Origin of the sequence: Notoacmeibacter sp. MSK16QG-6 (assembly GCF_024158145.1) — a bacterium.
Lineage (GTDB): Bacteria > Pseudomonadota > Alphaproteobacteria > Rhizobiales > Rhizobiaceae > Notoacmeibacter.
In genome coordinates, this window is the sequence record NZ_JAMYXM010000001.1 from 298,612 (window position 1) to 314,298 (window position 15,687).

The 15,687-nt window shown below is 57.9% G+C and carries 14 protein-coding genes; 2 read left to right on the forward strand and 12 right to left on the reverse strand.

What is annotated here, in order from left to right:
• Positions 1-34 precede the first annotated feature (34 nt).
• From NIM86_RS01460 to NIM86_RS01475, 4 genes are all read right to left on the reverse strand, one after another.
• Positions 35-505 (reverse strand): hypothetical protein, encoded by a 471-nt coding sequence (locus NIM86_RS01460; protein WP_253378569.1) that lies wholly within the window; start codon positions 503-505, stop codon positions 35-37.
• Positions 506-895: 390 nt separating this feature from the next.
• A complete protein-coding gene (locus tag NIM86_RS01465) occupies positions 896-2,245 on the reverse strand; it encodes a DUF2793 domain-containing protein (protein ID WP_253378570.1) in 1,350 nt (449 codons plus the stop codon).
• Positions 2,246-2,333: 88 nt separating this feature from the next.
• The gene (locus NIM86_RS01470) at positions 2,334-3,638 is read right to left on the reverse strand and encodes a UDP-glucose/GDP-mannose dehydrogenase family protein (protein ID WP_253378571.1); all 1,305 of its coding nucleotides are present in this window, start codon (positions 3,636-3,638) and stop codon (positions 2,334-2,336) included.
• Between the two features lie 144 nt (positions 3,639-3,782).
• The gene (locus NIM86_RS01475) at positions 3,783-4,805 is read right to left on the reverse strand and encodes an NAD-dependent epimerase (protein WP_256478313.1); all 1,023 of its coding nucleotides are present in this window, start codon (positions 4,803-4,805) and stop codon (positions 3,783-3,785) included.
• A 238-nt stretch (positions 4,806-5,043) separates the two neighbouring features.
• Here NIM86_RS01475 and NIM86_RS01480 point away from each other — a divergent pair, with 238 nt between their 5' ends.
• Positions 5,044-6,294 (forward strand): O-antigen ligase, encoded by a 1,251-nt coding sequence (locus tag NIM86_RS01480; RefSeq protein ID WP_253378572.1) that lies wholly within the window; start codon positions 5,044-5,046, stop codon positions 6,292-6,294.
• Positions 6,295-6,305: 11 nt separating this feature from the next.
• On the opposite strand, the gene NIM86_RS01485 is transcribed toward NIM86_RS01480, so the two are convergent.
• The 3 genes from NIM86_RS01485 to NIM86_RS01495 all read right to left on the reverse strand — a co-directional run bounded on the left by NIM86_RS01485 (position 6,306) and on the right by NIM86_RS01495 (position 10,754).
• On the reverse strand, positions 6,306-8,546 hold the full coding sequence (locus NIM86_RS01485) for an AGE family epimerase/isomerase (RefSeq protein WP_253378573.1): 2,241 nt from the start codon (positions 8,544-8,546) through the stop codon (positions 6,306-6,308).
• Positions 8,547-8,795: 249 nt separating this feature from the next.
• Entirely contained in the window at positions 8,796-9,266 is a 471-nt protein-coding gene (locus NIM86_RS01490) for a hypothetical protein (protein ID WP_253378575.1), read from the reverse strand.
• 213 nt (positions 9,267-9,479) lie between these two features.
• Complete coding sequence (locus NIM86_RS01495; protein WP_253378577.1) at positions 9,480-10,754, reverse strand: glycerate kinase; 1,275 nt, start codon at positions 10,752-10,754, stop codon at positions 9,480-9,482.
• 141 nt (positions 10,755-10,895) lie between these two features.
• On the opposite strand from NIM86_RS01495, the gene folD reads away from it, so the two are divergent.
• Positions 10,896-11,789, forward strand: a complete 894-nt coding sequence (gene folD, locus NIM86_RS01500) for a bifunctional methylenetetrahydrofolate dehydrogenase/methenyltetrahydrofolate cyclohydrolase FolD (RefSeq protein WP_253378579.1) — start codon at positions 10,896-10,898, stop codon at positions 11,787-11,789.
• Between the two features lie 10 nt (positions 11,790-11,799).
• Here folD and NIM86_RS01505 read toward each other — a convergent pair whose 3' ends face one another.
• The 5 genes from NIM86_RS01505 to NIM86_RS01525 form a co-directional block, all read right to left on the reverse strand.
• Positions 11,800-13,047, reverse strand: coding sequence for an NAD(P)/FAD-dependent oxidoreductase (locus tag NIM86_RS01505; protein ID WP_253378581.1), 1,248 nt, complete (start codon positions 13,045-13,047; stop codon positions 11,800-11,802).
• 82 nt (positions 13,048-13,129) lie between these two features.
• On the reverse strand, positions 13,130-13,618 hold the full coding sequence (locus tag NIM86_RS01510; RefSeq protein WP_253378583.1) for a DoxX family protein: 489 nt from the start codon (positions 13,616-13,618) through the stop codon (positions 13,130-13,132).
• 16 nt (positions 13,619-13,634) lie between these two features.
• Positions 13,635-14,405, reverse strand: a complete 771-nt coding sequence (locus NIM86_RS01515; protein WP_256478314.1) for a DNA-binding domain-containing protein — start codon at positions 14,403-14,405, stop codon at positions 13,635-13,637.
• The gene (locus NIM86_RS01520) at positions 14,402-15,286 is read right to left on the reverse strand and encodes a DUF692 family multinuclear iron-containing protein (protein WP_253378585.1); all 885 of its coding nucleotides are present in this window, start codon (positions 15,284-15,286) and stop codon (positions 14,402-14,404) included. Before NIM86_RS01520 ends, NIM86_RS01515 begins: the two co-directional genes overlap by 4 nt.
• 85 nt (positions 15,287-15,371) lie before the next feature.
• Positions 15,372-15,677: a DUF2282 domain-containing protein gene (locus NIM86_RS01525; protein ID WP_253378587.1), complete on the reverse strand. Its 306-nt coding sequence runs from the start codon at positions 15,675-15,677 to the stop codon at positions 15,372-15,374.
• Between the last annotated feature and the right edge of the window lie 10 nt (positions 15,678-15,687).

Sequence of the window (15,687 nt, forward strand, 5' to 3'; positions counted from 1 at the left end):
ATAGCTAGACGAAAATCAAGACTGAAATTCGATATCAGTCGCTTGCGTCGTCGTCGTCGTCAAATGCAGAAGCGCCAGCTGCAATGATACCGGCAACGATGATGCCGCCGCCAAGTGCCAGAATAGGACCGGCCGAAGATCCATTGAGGGTCTGTCCGTAAGCTGCATTCTTTTCGACCTGCGGGAGGCTCAGAACCGAGGCGGACGCCACGCAGAGGCCACCGGCAGTCGCAGGCAGAACGTCGACATCGGTATTCGGCGTGACCGAAAGCTCACAGCCAGCGCCAGAAAGCTGAGCCGTGCTCTTTTCCCCGGTCGTAAGGCGCGAGCCAGCCGCCAATGTCGTTCCCGGGCGGACGCTCACCAAGCCGTCTTGCCCTGTCATGTGCACGTCGCCCTGCACCGCAGAAACAACAACCCCGCTCGACGCAACGCAGGAGCAGTCCTCGGCCATTGCGCTGACGGGCATGGCGGCAAGTGCGACGCCTAGAAATAGGTACTTCATGGACATTTCCTTCGTTCGTATAGATCTCGACGGTATCTAATTCATACCGATCGTTGGATGGCAAGGCACATTAGCGAGTGTCTAATTTATTTTACGTTCCCACGGTCGATAATGTTGTAACCAAGCCACACATCGCAATGTGGACGTCATCTTATGATACCCAGTTTTGGTAAAAGAATTATTACAATGAAACCTGACGGAATACGAGTATTCTACCCAGAACCGTTGAACCAACCACTTCTAAAATAGGCGTTTTATGCCCATAATATCTGGACAAAGATGACCGTTCGTTGTTGAGACGACTAAGATGTCCCGCTTTCAGCGGAGACGAACACGCTTTAGTATTTCGCATATCAAAACAGTGGTGCCATTTACGGTTGGACGCTTCTTCTACCGCCATGTCTCCAGACTGGGCGTGATGAAGACAGTCTGCCCGTTGCCCATCGCGATATGTCCGGGTGTGATCGTCGGTGCGGCAACGAGCAGCTCGGTTCCAGGCGTGGTGTAAAGGCCGAAAAGGGATGCATAGTAACCGGGAAAGCTGTCAGTCTCCCTATCATAAAGGCGCGTCGCCTGGATCCAACCGTCCGAAGACACGATCGGCGCCGTGTCTTCAACGGCGAAACCATCGAGATAGGTTTCGGCGAGTGCATCTACGCGGATGGCGGCAGAACCGGAAAGCACCTTTATATGATAATTCACTGTCAATTGCGCAGGAATTGGCGCACTTGGTGAAGCCAGCGTCAAATAATGGAGACCGGCATTGGGAACGGATATCGATCCGGAGGTATCCGCCCCGGCCGTGATCCGAAGCGTGTAAAATTCAACCCCGTAGCGCGGCGGCGTTCCGGTTCGAAGCAGGGACATCAGCGCTTCGATCTCGCTATCGAGCGGACTGCCGGTTCCCCCGAATGTCGCGTTGTTATGATAGAATTGCGGGCCGGCCGCGATCTGCGCACCATTATATGGGATCACGTAAGACGGTGCGACAAAAGCGCCGACGGTAACAGATGTCGACTCTGGCGCTCCCGCGAACCGCCCGCCATCTTTCAGCAGATTAAAGGGCGCGGAAATGGCCGGCGTCGCTGGCATCGCCACCTTACCCGAATAACGATCCACGACGATGGCCGGGTGGAATTCCGAGCCATTGCCCGATACCTTGATTTGCAGGTTGTCCGCTTCGTTCAACCCGATCTCGGCGCGTCCGGAAAAGCCGGTCTGGAGAATAAGACTGGCGGCATCGTCCTGCGATTGCCTGTTGAGTGAAACGCGGATGCTGCCGCTGCCGGGCGTGACATCGTCATGGCTGAGGAGGACGGCGTCCGACTTCACAGCCAAACGATTATAGGAATCGGGATCGGTATTGACGCCCAGTTGAGGCGTTACCGTGCGGAGCCGCGAAAGCAGATCGATCCATGCGGTTCCGTCGAAGGCGAGCAGACTTTGCTCGTCGACCGAATAGGCGATCCAACCTGATCTCGGCTCCGAGAACGACCAGCCATCATCCTGCCAGGCCGCCAGTTCATCGTCGTGGCCTGCCCAATCGCCGACGGCCTGAGGTCCGACAATCCAGCACTCGCCATCCTCAGGTTGAAGAGACTGGGGATCGGTGACATCTCGGTTGCGCACAGCAAGCTGCACGAGCATGTCGATAAGCCGAAGCGCTTCATTGACGGTGACATGCTTCTGCGCCTGCTGCGGATAAAGATAGGGCAGCGCAAGGGTAGCTGTGGTCGACATATCGTCCTCATCCTTTCACGATCATGCCGCCATTCTAACGGCATGGTCCCACCGGTGGATTGGATTGAAAGGAAAAGAGGCGAACGGATCAGGGGCGGCCGATCGAATGATATTTTAATCCGGCGCTGCGCACTTCTTCGCTGCGATAGATATTTCGCAAATCGATGAGAAGTTTGTCTGTGAGGCTTTCGCTCAGGCGCTTCAGGTCGAGCGCCCGAAACTCGTTCCACTCGGTGAGGATAACGGCAAGATCGGCCCCTTTCAGCGCATCGTAAGCGTCATTCGCGTAGAACACATTGTCGAAGTGCTCCTCGGCTTCCCTCATCGATTCCGGATCGAAAGCGCGGATTGTTGCGCCCATCGCCTGCAAGGCCGGAATGATGACCAGAGATGGCGCATCTCGCATATCGTCCGTATTCGGTTTGAAAGCGAGGCCGAGAATGGCGACCGCCTTGCCCTTAAGCGTGCCGCCAGCCGCCTTCTCGATTCTCTCGGCCATCGATGCCTTGCGCTGATCGTTGGAGGCAATCACCGCGTCGACTATAGTGACGGGCGTTCCGGCATCACCGGCGGTCCTGGAAAGGGCCAGCGTATCTTTCGGAAAGCACGAACCGCCATAGCCGGGACTGGCATGAAGGAACTTCGCGCCGATCCGGTTGTCGAGTCCGATACCCCTTGAGACCTGTTGGACGTCAGCACCCACCGCCTCGCAAAGATCCGCCATCTGATTGATAAATCCGATCTTGGTGGCCAGAAAGGCATTGGCCGCATATTTGATCAGTTCCGACGTGCGGCGGTCCGTGACGACGAGCGGTGTCTCGTTCAGATAGAGCGGGCGGTAGAGTTCGCGCATCATCTTTTCGGCCCGCTCCGACGACACGCCGACGACGACCCGATCCGGGCGTTTGAAATCCTCAATCGCCGCACCCTCGCGCAGAAATTCTGGATTCGATACGACATCGAAGTCGGCGCCGGGGTTGGTTCTGGCGATGATTGCCTCCACCTCGTCGCCGGTGCCGACAGGAACGGTGGATTTGGTCACAACGACTGTTGGCCCACTTAAATGCCCGGCCAGTTCTTCGGCAGCAGCGTAGACATAAGTGAGGTCGGCGTAGCCATCGCCGCGCCGGCTCGGTGTCCCGACCGCAATAAAGACAACATCGGCGTCTGCCACAGGACCGGCCAGTTCGGTCGTGAAAGAGAGTCGACCTGCCTTGACGTTGCTCTCCACGAGACTGTCGAGGCCCGGTTCGTAGATTGGCATGATGCCTTTTTTCAGCTTGGCAATCCGCTCGGCGTTCTTGTCAACACAGATCACTTCATGGCCAAAATCGGCGAAACAGGTTCCGGACACCAGTCCGACATAGCCCACTCCGATCATCACGACGCGCATGCCAATTCCCTCATTGCTTCAACTCGCGGACCGTCGCGTCCGCATCCCGACACGGCCGCCTTTTAACCGGGCGACACGTCTTTGTCCCCATGGCCGCGGAACGAAAATGCAGAGGCAACAGAAAACCGCTCACGGCCCGCCATATCAGACCTCGTAATAACGGCGATACCATTCCACGAAGCGCCGAACGCCTTCCTTGACCGGCGTTGCCGGTCGATAGCCCACAGCTTCCGACAAACGGGCGACATCGGCATAGGTATCCGGCACGTCGCCGGGCTGCAGCGGCAATAGTTCCAGTTTGGCCTTGCATCCGAGCGCTTCTTCGATCGCCTCAATATAGTCGAGCAGCTTCACGGGCGTGCTGTTGCCGATATTGTAGGTGCGGAACGGCGCGTCGGACGTGGTCGGATCGGGATAGTGCGCATCCCAGTCAGGGTCAGGCTGCGCTGGGCGGTCATTCACGCGGACAACGCCTTCGACGATATCGTCGATATAGGTGAAGTCGCGGGTGTGCTGACCATTGTTGAAAACCGGGATCGATTCGCCCTTCAGGATTTTTTGCGTAAACAGGAAGAGCGCCATATCCGGCCTGCCCCATGGCCCATAGACGGTAAAGAAACGCAGTCCCGTGGTCGGTAGACGATAGAGGTGGCTGTAGGCGTGGGCCATCAATTCGTTGGCCCTCTTCGTCGCCGCGTAGAACTGCAATGGGTGATCGACGCCATGCTCCTCAGAAAACGGCATGGACCGATTGGCGCCGTAAACCGAGGAGGTGGAAGCATAGGTCAGGTGCTCGACATCGAACCGGCGGCAAGCCTCCAGAATATTGGTAAAGCCTGTGAGATTGCTTTCAACATAGGCGTGAGGGTTCTCGATACTGTAGCGAACGCCGGCCTGCGCCGCGAGATGGATCACCCGATCGGGTCGATGGGTTTCGAAGGCGTCGTTCACGGCCGCAAGGTCGGCCAGGTTGGCGCGAATGAAGCTATAGCCCGTGTTTGTGCCGCGCGCCTTTTCGGCCAGCGCCGCCAGTCGGCATTCTTTCAATTCGACATCGTAATAATCGTTGACGACATCGAAGCCGATCACGCTATCGCCGCGCTCCAGCAGCCGCATGGCCGTGTGAAAGCCGATAAAGCCTGCCGTGCCCGTTATGAGGATCTTCAATGCCGAGCTCCATAACAGCGGGGCGATGTCGTTTCAGACCAACCGGCAGTCTATGCCGGTCCCCGACCCTTGCTTCGATCCAGAATTTCGCAACGCCGTAACAGCATAGTCGCTATCACGCCACAGGCTGACTGCCTCACGAGGCGGAAAACCTTCATCGCGAGGTGGTAAAGCCGGACAAACCTTCTTTAACCGACGACTGCTATTTTTCGCTCAGGCAACGAAAAGCCAAGGTTTGATGTCCGATCAAAGTTACAGCCTTGAGAGGCCAACTTTTTTTGCTCCGAGCAAGGTACACGCTTGGCTGACCTGCTTCAGCCTGTCTTTCTTACCTTTGCTGTTCAGCTATCGGTTCTGGCCCGGACACGACCCGATAGCCGATCCTGCCAGCGAGCAGTTTCGGATTGTTTTGTTCGCTCAGCTTTGTCTGATCACGCTCTCGGGCGTGCTGCGAACCCCTGTGAAGCAATGGGGCGTAAATCCGATACTGCTTCTGACACTTGTTCCGCTTGCGATACAGGCGTGGCATACCTTCTTACAGGCGGACATGCTCGCCATCTCGAGCCTAATCCGCTGGAGTGTTCTGGTAGCCTTTGGCACCGCTATCTACATTGGAATCCGCAACCGCCATATTGAAATCACCAATCAAATGGCCGGTTTGACGGTAATTGTGGCAGCTCTGATCTACATAACCGTCTTTGCGATTGTATATTCTGACGCAACCGAGCGCGATCATCTGCAACGTGTTGTTATTGGCTTCATCAATATTCGCTATACCAGCCATTTCACTGCACCGGCAATGGCTATTCTCATCGCCATGAGCGGATGCTACAGCATTCTCAGCCGAAAATACGCGGTCTTGGGTTGCCTCGCCATCATACTCAGCACCTTTGCATTCTACACTGGCACACGAGGTACGATAGCAAGCGTTACCGTCACAGCGATCATGCTTACTCTCTTTTCGCCCGGACTCCGTCTCTGGCGGGCGCTTCTGCTGCTGTTAATCTCCCTCGCGGCTGGCTACGTGCTTGCCGGTCTCGCTCCGCCGCCAGAATCTGGAAGTTATATGATTTCTGGCCGCCTCGATCGCATGGATTCCGGTCGAATCGCCATGTGGCTCACACTTTTGGAATATTGGATGAAAGCGCCGCTGCTAGGTTTCGGCGAAATCGATATCGGACCCATTGTCGGCAGCTTCGTCGCACAAGCGCACAACAGCGTGATCCAAAATTTGATTAGCGTAGGGCTGATCGGCAGCTTTGCGATTTGGACGCTCGTCGCTCTTATGTTCTGGCGGATACTGCATGCCCTGCAAAACGAAGATGACCAGAGCTTACCAACTATCGCAGGTATCTCCTGCATTTTTGCGAACTCGATGTTGGGCGGTTCGCTTTTTGCGCCCTATCCACTTGCGCTCTGTGCAGTGATGATCGCTGCGTTTCTTGCCAATCGACCGACAACGCAAAATTCAGCAGCGGCGGCCACCTGAACGCGAGACGATCAATCGTCTGGTCTGGTCGTCGACCCAAGATAAAGCATGAGTGCAGACAACAGGTGATAGAAAATCGACGCCGGCACATCCTGTGTGCCGGCGACGCCCTTTTCGCTGATGGTATCCACCCACATGCCCCGCGGTGCCGGGTCGAGATGCCAGCGGAAGAGGCGTGAGACGCGGGCTTCGATTTCGGGGCGCATATCGGGTCCGCCGCATTCATTCAACGCAATGGCGGCCTTGATGATCTCGGTCTGCGGCCATGAACGCGAATCGCGATCCAGGGGCACGCCGTGCCGGCTAACGGCATTATATGCCAGCCCCGTCCAACGATTCAGACCGTAAGCAGCACCGGTCGCGTAGAGCCGACGCGCCATCTCGCGCAGATCGTGCTGGCCAGAGACGTCGGCAAATTGGATCAGCAGCCACCCCCATTCAAAATGGTGGCCAGGTTCGGTCCACTCACCCTGCTCACCAGCGGCCGGACGCCAGTCATCGTCAAAATATTCTCCGAGGGTCCAGCTTTCGCGATCGAAGAAGGCGCTGCGGAACAAATCCACGATACGGCTCGCCTGACGTAAGTAAGCGCGCTCCCCGGTCACCTCGTGCCAGGCCAGCAACGCCTCCAGCATATGCATGTGCGGGTTGGAGCGACGCACTCGCTTTCCACCAGGCTCCTCCAGAAAACCGCGAAGCGTCGTGTCCTCCAGATGTGATTCTATAAACTCGAAGGTCTTCTGACCGAGCGCGAGCGCTTCCGGGTGGCCGCAACGATGAGCGTGAGCGAGTGCAAATAGGACGAATGCGGTATCGTAGAAGTCTTCCGTCGGATCGACCACTTGACCATCGGGAGACAAAACCGCGTGCCAACCGCCCCGTTCGCTTCGGCCCTTTTTCATGAAGGCGATACCGTGATCGATGAGATCGGTGGCAGGTCCGGCCCACCCCTCAGCTTGGGCCACGCAGAACGCGTAAGTCTGGCGCGCCATGGTGCGCATGCGCTTGTTCTTGCCCGTCGGATCTCCCGAGAAGGTCAGGCTCTCGTGAAAACCACCATGTCGACGGTCTATCCCCCGATCCGACCAAAGCGGCAGGGCCTCCTCGAAAAGCCACTGCCGAACGCGCCGGCGATGCGCGCCTGCCTCTATTACCTTGTCGGGCGAGGGCGTGAATCGTGATTCAAGGCGGCCCGAGCGTTCCAGTTCGGCGACGACTGTCTTGACGTTCTGACTTTCGCTTACGGGTGCAACGAAGATCGCGTCGGCAGTAGCGATGACAGCCGTATTCTTCAGGCCGACCGCAGAAACCAGACGTCCCTGGCTTCTCAAGTAACAGTGACTGCAATCGATGGCGATGACATCGCCGGCTACCACATTGCCATGATCATCGGTTGCGGCTACATCGAGCAGCGCGCTCCATGAACCAAGATCGTTCCAACGGAAATCGGCCTCCACCAAAGCGATCCGATCAAACCGCTCCATAATGGCGTAGTCGATCGAATCGTCCTCGATCGACTCGTAGATGTCTTCCGGCAGATAGATGGAGCCGCCATGCTCCTTGCGGTTTGTAAAAGCCCTAGCCACATCACTCCACATTTTCGGACGGTGGGCTTCGAAGGCTTCACGCATCACCGATGCACGAAAAAGGAATATGCCTGCATTCCAGAAAAAATTGCCATCGGCGAGATATGATCGCGCAGTGTCTTCGTCTGGCTTTTCGACAAACCGTTTCACCCTGCGCGCGGCATCGTCCGACGCGTCACCCACCTCGATATAGCCGAACCCGGTTTCAGGCGCTGTCGGGCGGATCCCAAAGACCACGATCCTCCCGCTTTCCGCCGCGACGACGCCGGTTTCCACCGTCTGCCAGAACTGTTCCGTCGTTTCGATGACGTGGTCCGACGGCATGACAAGGCAAAGACCATCTTCGGCCTGATCGAGCACGATCTGTGCCGAAAGCGCCACCGCCGGTGCGGTGTTTCGGCCTATGGGCTCGAAGATGGCCTGCCCACCGTTCAGATCGATGGCGGCGAACTCGTCCCTGATGCGCGAGGCGTGGCGTTCGCTGCCGATCAAATAGACCGACGATGGGCCTGCCGTGCGTGCCAGGCTGCGTTGCACGGTGCTCATCAACATTGAGCCGTTGCCGGCCAGATCGTGAAACTGTTTGGGATTATCCTCGCGCGAAAGCGGCCACAAACGTGAGCCGATGCCTCCGCTCATCACGAAACAGGCGATAGGCTCATTCATGTCGGGATAGATCCTTCCAATATAGGCATCTCACGCATGGCGTCGCCTAGCTGCCTCAGGCACAAGCGCCGAATCGTCGTCGCCTGTCTATCTTAACGGCGATGGCAACTGAGTACCGCCCTGCTCTGCAACATTTCAAAAGGGTTGCGTATTTTACGACCGCAGCAAACCAAGCTTGATAAAAAAACGAGCAGCCGAACTGGATCGGCTGCTCGTCAGAAAATCTGATCGTTTCGACTGAAACGAAAATCAGTCGCTGGCGTCGTTGTCGTCAGACAGCGCGACTGCGGCGATCACGCCACCGACAATCACAGCGCCGCCGATTACGATAATCGGAAGAGGTGTGTTGCTGAGCGTCTGGCCATAGGCCGCCTGCTTGTCGAGCTGCGGTACGCTTGTGACGGACGCCGTTGCGAGGCACAGACCGTTTCCGGTAGCAGGCAAAATGTCAACGTCGGTATCTTGTGCGACCGATAGTTCACAGCCGGCGCCGGAAAGCTTTGCCGTGCTCTTCGTTCCCGTCGACAGACGCGCACCAGCGCCCAGAACAGCGCCTGGAGCCGCACTGGTGAAGCCCTGCTCACCCGTGATACGGACATCGCCAGTCACTTTCGATACGGTGACGTTGCCAGAAGCAACACAGGAGCAGTCCGCCGCGGAGGCGGCATTGAGCGGAAGGACTGCGAGCGCGAGCCCAAGAACGAGATTTCTGCCTAACATGGTTGTGACCCCCTAAAGACCTAGTACAATTTTCCTAGAGCCTATCTACAGGTCTCCGACTTTGCAATATCGAGATGCTGTCTATCTTGGCCCTTAAATAGCCAAATATCATTATTGTGACACCTTCAACACAGTCCAGCGATGTTTCTTTGGTTGGGATATGTATTGATCGTGCGGAACCAGCTTAAAAGACAAAATCGAACACCTTGCCAATTAGCGCATCAGAAAAATCTGAATATCCGCGACATTGGTACCGGTCGGTCCGGTCATTAAAAGGTCGGACGATGCCGCCAGCGCCTTATAGGAATCATTATTGGCAAGCAACGCATCGGGCGCGGCATCGGCGTTCAGCATTCGTTGCCGGCTTGCGGCATCGACGAGGCCACCCGCAGCGTCCGTCGGTCCGTCTCTGCCGTCGGTGCCGCCACTTAGAAAGCACCAATCACGTTCTATCGGCATGGTTTGACATAGGCCGGCAAAACGAAGCGCGAGCTCCTGATTGCGCCCGCCCAATCCGTCGCCGGTCACTGTTACTGAGGTTTCGCCGCCCGAAAGTATCGCCAGCGCTCCGTCCAATGCGGCTTCCTTATATGCAGCTGCATGAATTCGTTCTGCAGCTTCTTGAACATCGCCCTCAAGCCAACGGTCGAGGATCATGACCTTCCAGCCTCTTTCCCTGGCGGCATTTACAGCTGCGTAGAGGCTGATGGAGTTGCTGCCTACGATGCGGTTGGCGACCGACCCGGTAGCCGTCTGTTTCGTATCGGTCGCAATAAGCCGATCCAGCTTTGCTCGCGGAAATCCCGCCTCGCCCGCCCGGGCGGCGGCCCGCTTAAACGCTGCCAAATTCGATGCTCCCGAAACTGTCGGTCCGCTGGCCACCACGGACGGATCGTCGCCCGGCACGTCCGAGAGGATAAGACCGACCACACGCGCCGGATGGGCAAGACGGGCAAGCCCGCCGCCCTTGAGACGCGATGCCGCAGATCGAAGTGCGTTCATTTCGACGATGTCGGCGCCCGATCGAAGCAATGCCTGATTAAGTGCGATCTTGTCGGAGAGTTCCAGACCGTCGACGGGATATACGGCGAGCGCCGAGCCACCCCCGCTGATAAGGACAAGCACCAGATCGCCGTCTTCCGCCTCAGACGCCGCTCTCGCCAGCGCTTTGCCACCGGCAAGACTGCCGTCATTGGGAACCGGGTGGCCAGCAGCAATGACATCAAGATCGCCGACCGGTTCAGCCGCCAAGTCTGTCGTCACGATAACGCCACGCCGAAGTTTGCCTTCTACCGCCGGCAAAGCCGCCTTCGCCATTGCGACAGCGCCCTTGCCGAACGCCAGAAGCGTAACGGTTTTCGCCGCTTCGATCTCTGAAGCGTATTGCTCCAAAGCGCGCGCGGTGACCGGGCCGGGATCGGCCGCGTCTACCGCGATCCGAAACAGATCGACCGCTTCCTGCCTCAGAGCTTCGATACTTCCTGTCATAATCGTTTTTCACCCCGCAGCCGATTTCCTTTGTAAATGGCGCAGGACTTATCGCTTTCTACGGATCAAACGGTTGTCGTCGTGCGGGCGCCATGTCATAGCGCCATCACAATCGCCAACAGATCAAGGATGCCACGCGCGATGACGGCGAAAATCATCGATGGCAAGGCCTTTGCGGCAAATGTCCGCGCACGGGTCGCCGAGCATGTCGCGCGTTTGAACGAGGTGAACGGGGTTACGCCCGGCCTGGCCGTGGTTCTTGTCGGCGAGGACCCCGCCAGCGAAGTGTATGTTCGCAACAAGGGCAAACAGACCGTCGCGGTGGGCATGAACTCCTACGAACACAGGCTGCCGGCGGAGACGACGCAGGCGCAATTGCTCGAGCTTATCGACCGGCTGAATGCCGATAACGATGTCCACGGCATTCTGGTCCAATTGCCTTTACCTGCTCATCTCGATGAAGCGCTCGTTATCAATGCAATCGCCCCGCAAAAAGATGTCGACGGGTTCCACATCAGCAATGCGGGAAAGCTGGCGACCGGACAGAAGGCGATGGTGCCCTGCACCCCACTCGGTTGCCTCATGATGCTACGCGAAATGTTCGGGTCTCTTTCGGGCAAGAATGCCGTCGTTGTCGGTCGCTCCAACATTGTCGGAAAGCCGATGGCGCAGCTTCTGCTCCGGGACAGTTGCACGGTCACGATAGCTCACAGCCGGACACAGGATCTCGGCGCGGTTTGCCGCACCGCGGATATTCTGGTCGTGGCCGTGGGCCAACCGGAGCTCATCAAAGGTGAGCACATCAAGGAAGGTGCGGTCGTCATCGACGTCGGCATGAATCGCCTGACCACCGAAGACGGCAAGGCCAAGCTGGTAGGCGATGTCGACTTTGCAAGCGCTCGGGATCGTGCCGGCGCGATCACACCCGTTCCGGGCGGAGTCGGGCCGATGACCATCGCGTGCCTTCTGGCCAACACGCTGACCGCAGCCTGCCGGATACACGGCTTGTCAGAGCCCGGCGATCTGACCCCCTAGCGCCAAATTCTCAAGTGAGGCGATCCTTGAAGGATTTCAGATCGTAATCGGCTGCTTCCAGGCTCGATCGATCCAGTTCTATTCCGGCGGAAAGCAGACGACGCGCCATCAGATGATCGCCAGATGCATTGACCGTCTCAAGACCGACGTAGCGGCCATCCTTGAGGCAGTGAACCAGGATACCGCCGCGATTGTTGCGACGGACCACGCGCTCGTCGGCCTTGGCCGTCAGGCCGGCAATCTGAAGTTTGCGGTCGCCCTGATCGCTCCAGAACCAGGGAAAGCCTGAATATGGTGGATGGTCGTTGTCGCTTGCTTCTGCGGCAAGGCGAGTTGCGACGGCCCGCGCCTGATCGGTCGCGTTCTGGACGGATTCGATGCGCATCCGCCCGTCGGCGAGCGGATGGATAAACGAAGCGCAGTCGCCGATGGCACTGATGGCCGGGTCGGCGGTCTGCAACATCGGATCGACAACGATCCCGTTATCGACGGGCAGGCCCGCTTCGCGCGCCAGTTCGTCGCGCGCGGCGACGCCCGCTGCGACAAGCACGAGATCGGCGTCCAAGCGGTCGCCATCGTCCAGCAAAACGCCACCCGCATGGCCATCACCGCGATCAATAATCTCTTTGACACCGGTCTGAAGTCGCAGGTCGACACCGATGGAGCGATGAAATTCGTCGAAATACGCGCTCGTCTCCGGCGCGACGGCGCGAGCCATAACCCGATCAGCTAGTTCGAGCACCGTCACATCGGTGCCGAGACCCCGCGCCATGGCTGCAAATTCCAGCCCGATAAAGCCGCCGCCGATGATGGCGATGTGCCGCGCCGCGCCGATCCGTCCTCGAATGTCCTCCGCATGGGCGAGTGTACGCAGTTCCAATACGCCAGCCAGGTCAATACCCGGTATCGGCAAGGTGCGGTTGATCGCACCGGTCGCCAGCACGAGATGATCGTAGGGTTGGCGTTCGCCATCGGCGAGAATGACCGTCTTCGCATCACGGTCTATTGCAGCGACCCGCACTTCGCTGCGTATGACGATGTCGTTATCGTCGAAAAAAGCCTGATTGCGGATCAGCAGACGATCCGGATTGCCTTCTTTCATGTAAGTTTTGGAAAGCGGCGGTCGTTGATACGGCAAGCCCGGCTCATCACCAAACATGACGATCTTGCCTGAAAACCCTTCCTGCCTGAGGCTGGCGGCGACCTGCGCACCCGCCTGCCCTGCACCCACGATCACGATGATTTGAGCGTCGCTCATAGAATAAGCCACCTCCGATTTGCTGGCGGAGGTGGCTTAACGTCTTTGACGGACACCGACAATGGCGTCGGAATAGCCCGACCTAGCGAGCGAAAGAGTGGGCTTCACCCGTTGAGCGATTGCCGAGCCATCTGCCGAAAATGCGGTCGATGCCGATCGGTCCTGCGCCGTAAACCACCAATGCCAATGCCATTGCGGCCCAAGGCAAATGGAAGTTCGCCCAAGCAGATGGGACGGTAAGCTGTATAATAGCGGTCATGACAAGGAGGCCGAGCGCCGAGAAGCGGGTCATAAGCCCCAGCACGAGAAGAACCGGCAGCAGAATTTCGAATACGCCGGACATCCATGCCATCAGCGTCGGAAATGGGTACGGCAACGATGCTCCAAAAATATGCAAGCGAAACTCGTGGGTGAAAAGCAATGTGGTCGTGTCGGATAATCGTCCGAAGCCATCCCATTTTGTCAGGCCGGATTTGAAGAACGGCACCGCCAGGGCAAAGCGCAACGCAAGCAAGGCAAATGGCTCGAGCATGCGTGTGGCGGCGGTCAATCGCTCGGAAACAGTAATCATGGTCGGTCCTTCCCGGTCAGGAATTTTGGGTCAATGCGCCAGCTTCGGTGAGGCGAAGGAGCGTGGCTCCGAAGTCGAAAGACGCATCTGTGTCGAACGCGAGCATTGCAGCGTCTTCAAGCGTTTTGCCGCCGGACATAGCACTGGCAAAAACCATTTCCGCCTCCGACAGAAGCGTCAGCAAAACGGTTTCTTCGGGGCGGGTCAGGAGCACCTGCTCCGCGCCACCTTTTGTCAATGGCTTCACGTTCTCCGATTGGTGCGCGACCCAGATCGACCCGACCGGATGGGAGGATGAAAGCAGCCGACCGGCTGGGTGCATTGCGATTTTCGAGATCGCGTCAACATCGGACAAATCGAGCGACTGCAGATCGGCGATCTGCAGAACACTCGCATCGGCCGCGTGATAAGATTCGCCGAGGAGCCATTCCAGCCGCGCAACCTCAGGCAGATAAGCCAGATGACCGGCGGATTCGATGCGGCCGAGAAAAGATGGAAACGCTTCGCCATAGCGGAACATCAGTGGTGAAGTCGGCCGGTGCTGAACAGTAAACTGCGCCGTAACGAAGGCGAAGAATTCATCGCCGACCAGCCGGCGCGTGACCGGATAGCGTTGCTCCAACGCCCGGCTGAGACTGCTTCGCAAATTGTTACGATATATGGCGAAGCGCCGTCCGTCCGCCCGTCCATCGGCGGTCTTCATATCGGCCGGAATCACTTGCGATTCGGCTGGCAGGCAGGCCAGAAATTCTGTTTCAGCGCATGTTGTTTGAGCGGCTTGCGTCATTGCGCCGCCTCAGCTTCCATACCAGCGAAATCAGCCATGATTGCATCGGCCATCCGTGCTTCAGCGAACAACGTTTCGAAGGGCGGTACATCATTGTCCCATTCGATGAGCGTGGCGACCGGCCCCAGCCGGCTCAAAGCATGGCGATAAAGACCGAAAACATCTGGCGATACGTGGCGGTCGTGTGTGTCCACCAGAACGCGCTGGCCGGCGTCGTCTTCGATTTCCTCATGCCCGGCCAGATGAATCTCGCCGACGAACTGCACGGGAAATCGGTCGATATAGGCCATGGGATCGAGGCCGTGATTGGTACAGGTCACCATGACGTTGTTGACATCGAAAAGAAGTCCGCAGCCGGTGCGCTCTGCAATACGACCGAGAAAATCGGTCTCCTCGATCGTCGATTCCTCGAACAGCAGGTAGGTCGAAGGGTTTTCGAGCAGCATCTGACGGCCAAGAGTCTGTTGCACCTCGTCCACATGAGAAGCGACGCGGTCGAGCGTGGCCTCGGTGTAAGGAAGCGGCAGCAGATCGTTCAGGAATTGCTCCTGATGGGTGGACCAGGCGAGATGCTCGGAGAAACTTGCTGGCCGGTATCGTTCAAGCAGACGTTTCAGACGAGCCAGGTGCTCTTTGTCGAGCGGGCCAGCGCCACCTATGGACAAGCCAACGCCATGGATCGAAAGCGGATAACGCGCGGCCATCTCTTCCAGAAAACGGTGCGGCGCTCCGCCCTCGCCCATATAGTTCTCGGCGTGAATTTCGACGAAGCCGAGATCGGGCTTTTGGTCGATAATATCCTTGCGGTGCTCGACCTTCAGACCAATGCCGGATCGAGCAGGAAGCTGGCTACACTGAAATGACGGCGATGTGTCGTGCATGGATCCGCTCCGGTTGGATAAGTTGAGAATTGGTGGACCGGCGAGGAAGACGAGAACGCAACGTCGCCGGCCCGGAACCGAGCGTTTAGCCCTTGTTCATGCCCGGCACGTCGCGCTCGAGAGCCGTGAGCGAACCGGTCCGGTCATCAGGCAATTCCATTGTCTCGCAGGTGCCAGCAGGCACATATTTCCAGGCATTGCCCTGATAATCGACGGTTGACGTGCCGGCACAGCTGGTGCCGGGGCCGGCGGCGCAATCATTCTGGCCAGCGAGTGAAACGCCGTAGCACTTAACCTTTTCCTGCGCCTGAGCGGGCGTGGCCACCGCCGCGGCGGAAAGAGCGGTTGCGAGGGAGCCGGCGAGTGCAATGCTGAAAGTGCGACGATCCATTTTAATGACC

Bases quoted from the DNA above. Each gene is read 5' to 3' on its own strand.
- NIM86_RS01460 (WP_253378569.1), bottom strand. From the start codon at position 505: ATGAAGTACCTATTTCTAGGCGTCGCACTTGCCGCCATGCCCGTCAGC.
- NIM86_RS01465 (WP_253378570.1), bottom strand. From the start codon at position 2,245: ATGTCGACCACAGCTACCCTTGCGCTGCCCTATCTTTATCCGCAGCAG.
- NIM86_RS01470 (WP_253378571.1), bottom strand. From the start codon at position 3,638: ATGCGCGTCGTGATGATCGGAGTGGGCTATGTCGGACTGGTGTCCGGA.
- NIM86_RS01480 (WP_253378572.1), top strand. From the start codon at position 5,044: ATGTCCGATCAAAGTTACAGCCTTGAGAGGCCAACTTTTTTTGCTCCG.
- NIM86_RS01485 (WP_253378573.1), bottom strand. From the start codon at position 8,546: ATGAATGAGCCTATCGCCTGTTTCGTGATGAGCGGAGGCATCGGCTCA.
- NIM86_RS01490 (WP_253378575.1), bottom strand. From the start codon at position 9,266: ATGTTAGGCAGAAATCTCGTTCTTGGGCTCGCGCTCGCAGTCCTTCCG.
- NIM86_RS01495 (WP_253378577.1), bottom strand. From the start codon at position 10,754: ATGACAGGAAGTATCGAAGCTCTGAGGCAGGAAGCGGTCGATCTGTTT.
- folD (WP_253378579.1), top strand. From the start codon at position 10,896: ATGACGGCGAAAATCATCGATGGCAAGGCCTTTGCGGCAAATGTCCGC.
- NIM86_RS01505 (WP_253378581.1), bottom strand. From the start codon at position 13,047: ATGAGCGACGCTCAAATCATCGTGATCGTGGGTGCAGGGCAGGCGGGT.
- NIM86_RS01510 (WP_253378583.1), bottom strand. From the start codon at position 13,618: ATGATTACTGTTTCCGAGCGATTGACCGCCGCCACACGCATGCTCGAG.
- NIM86_RS01515 (WP_256478314.1), bottom strand. From the start codon at position 14,405: ATGACGCAAGCCGCTCAAACAACATGCGCTGAAACAGAATTTCTGGCC.
- NIM86_RS01520 (WP_253378585.1), bottom strand. From the start codon at position 15,286: ATGCACGACACATCGCCGTCATTTCAGTGTAGCCAGCTTCCTGCTCGA.
- NIM86_RS01525 (WP_253378587.1), bottom strand. From the start codon at position 15,677: ATGGATCGTCGCACTTTCAGCATTGCACTCGCCGGCTCCCTCGCAACC.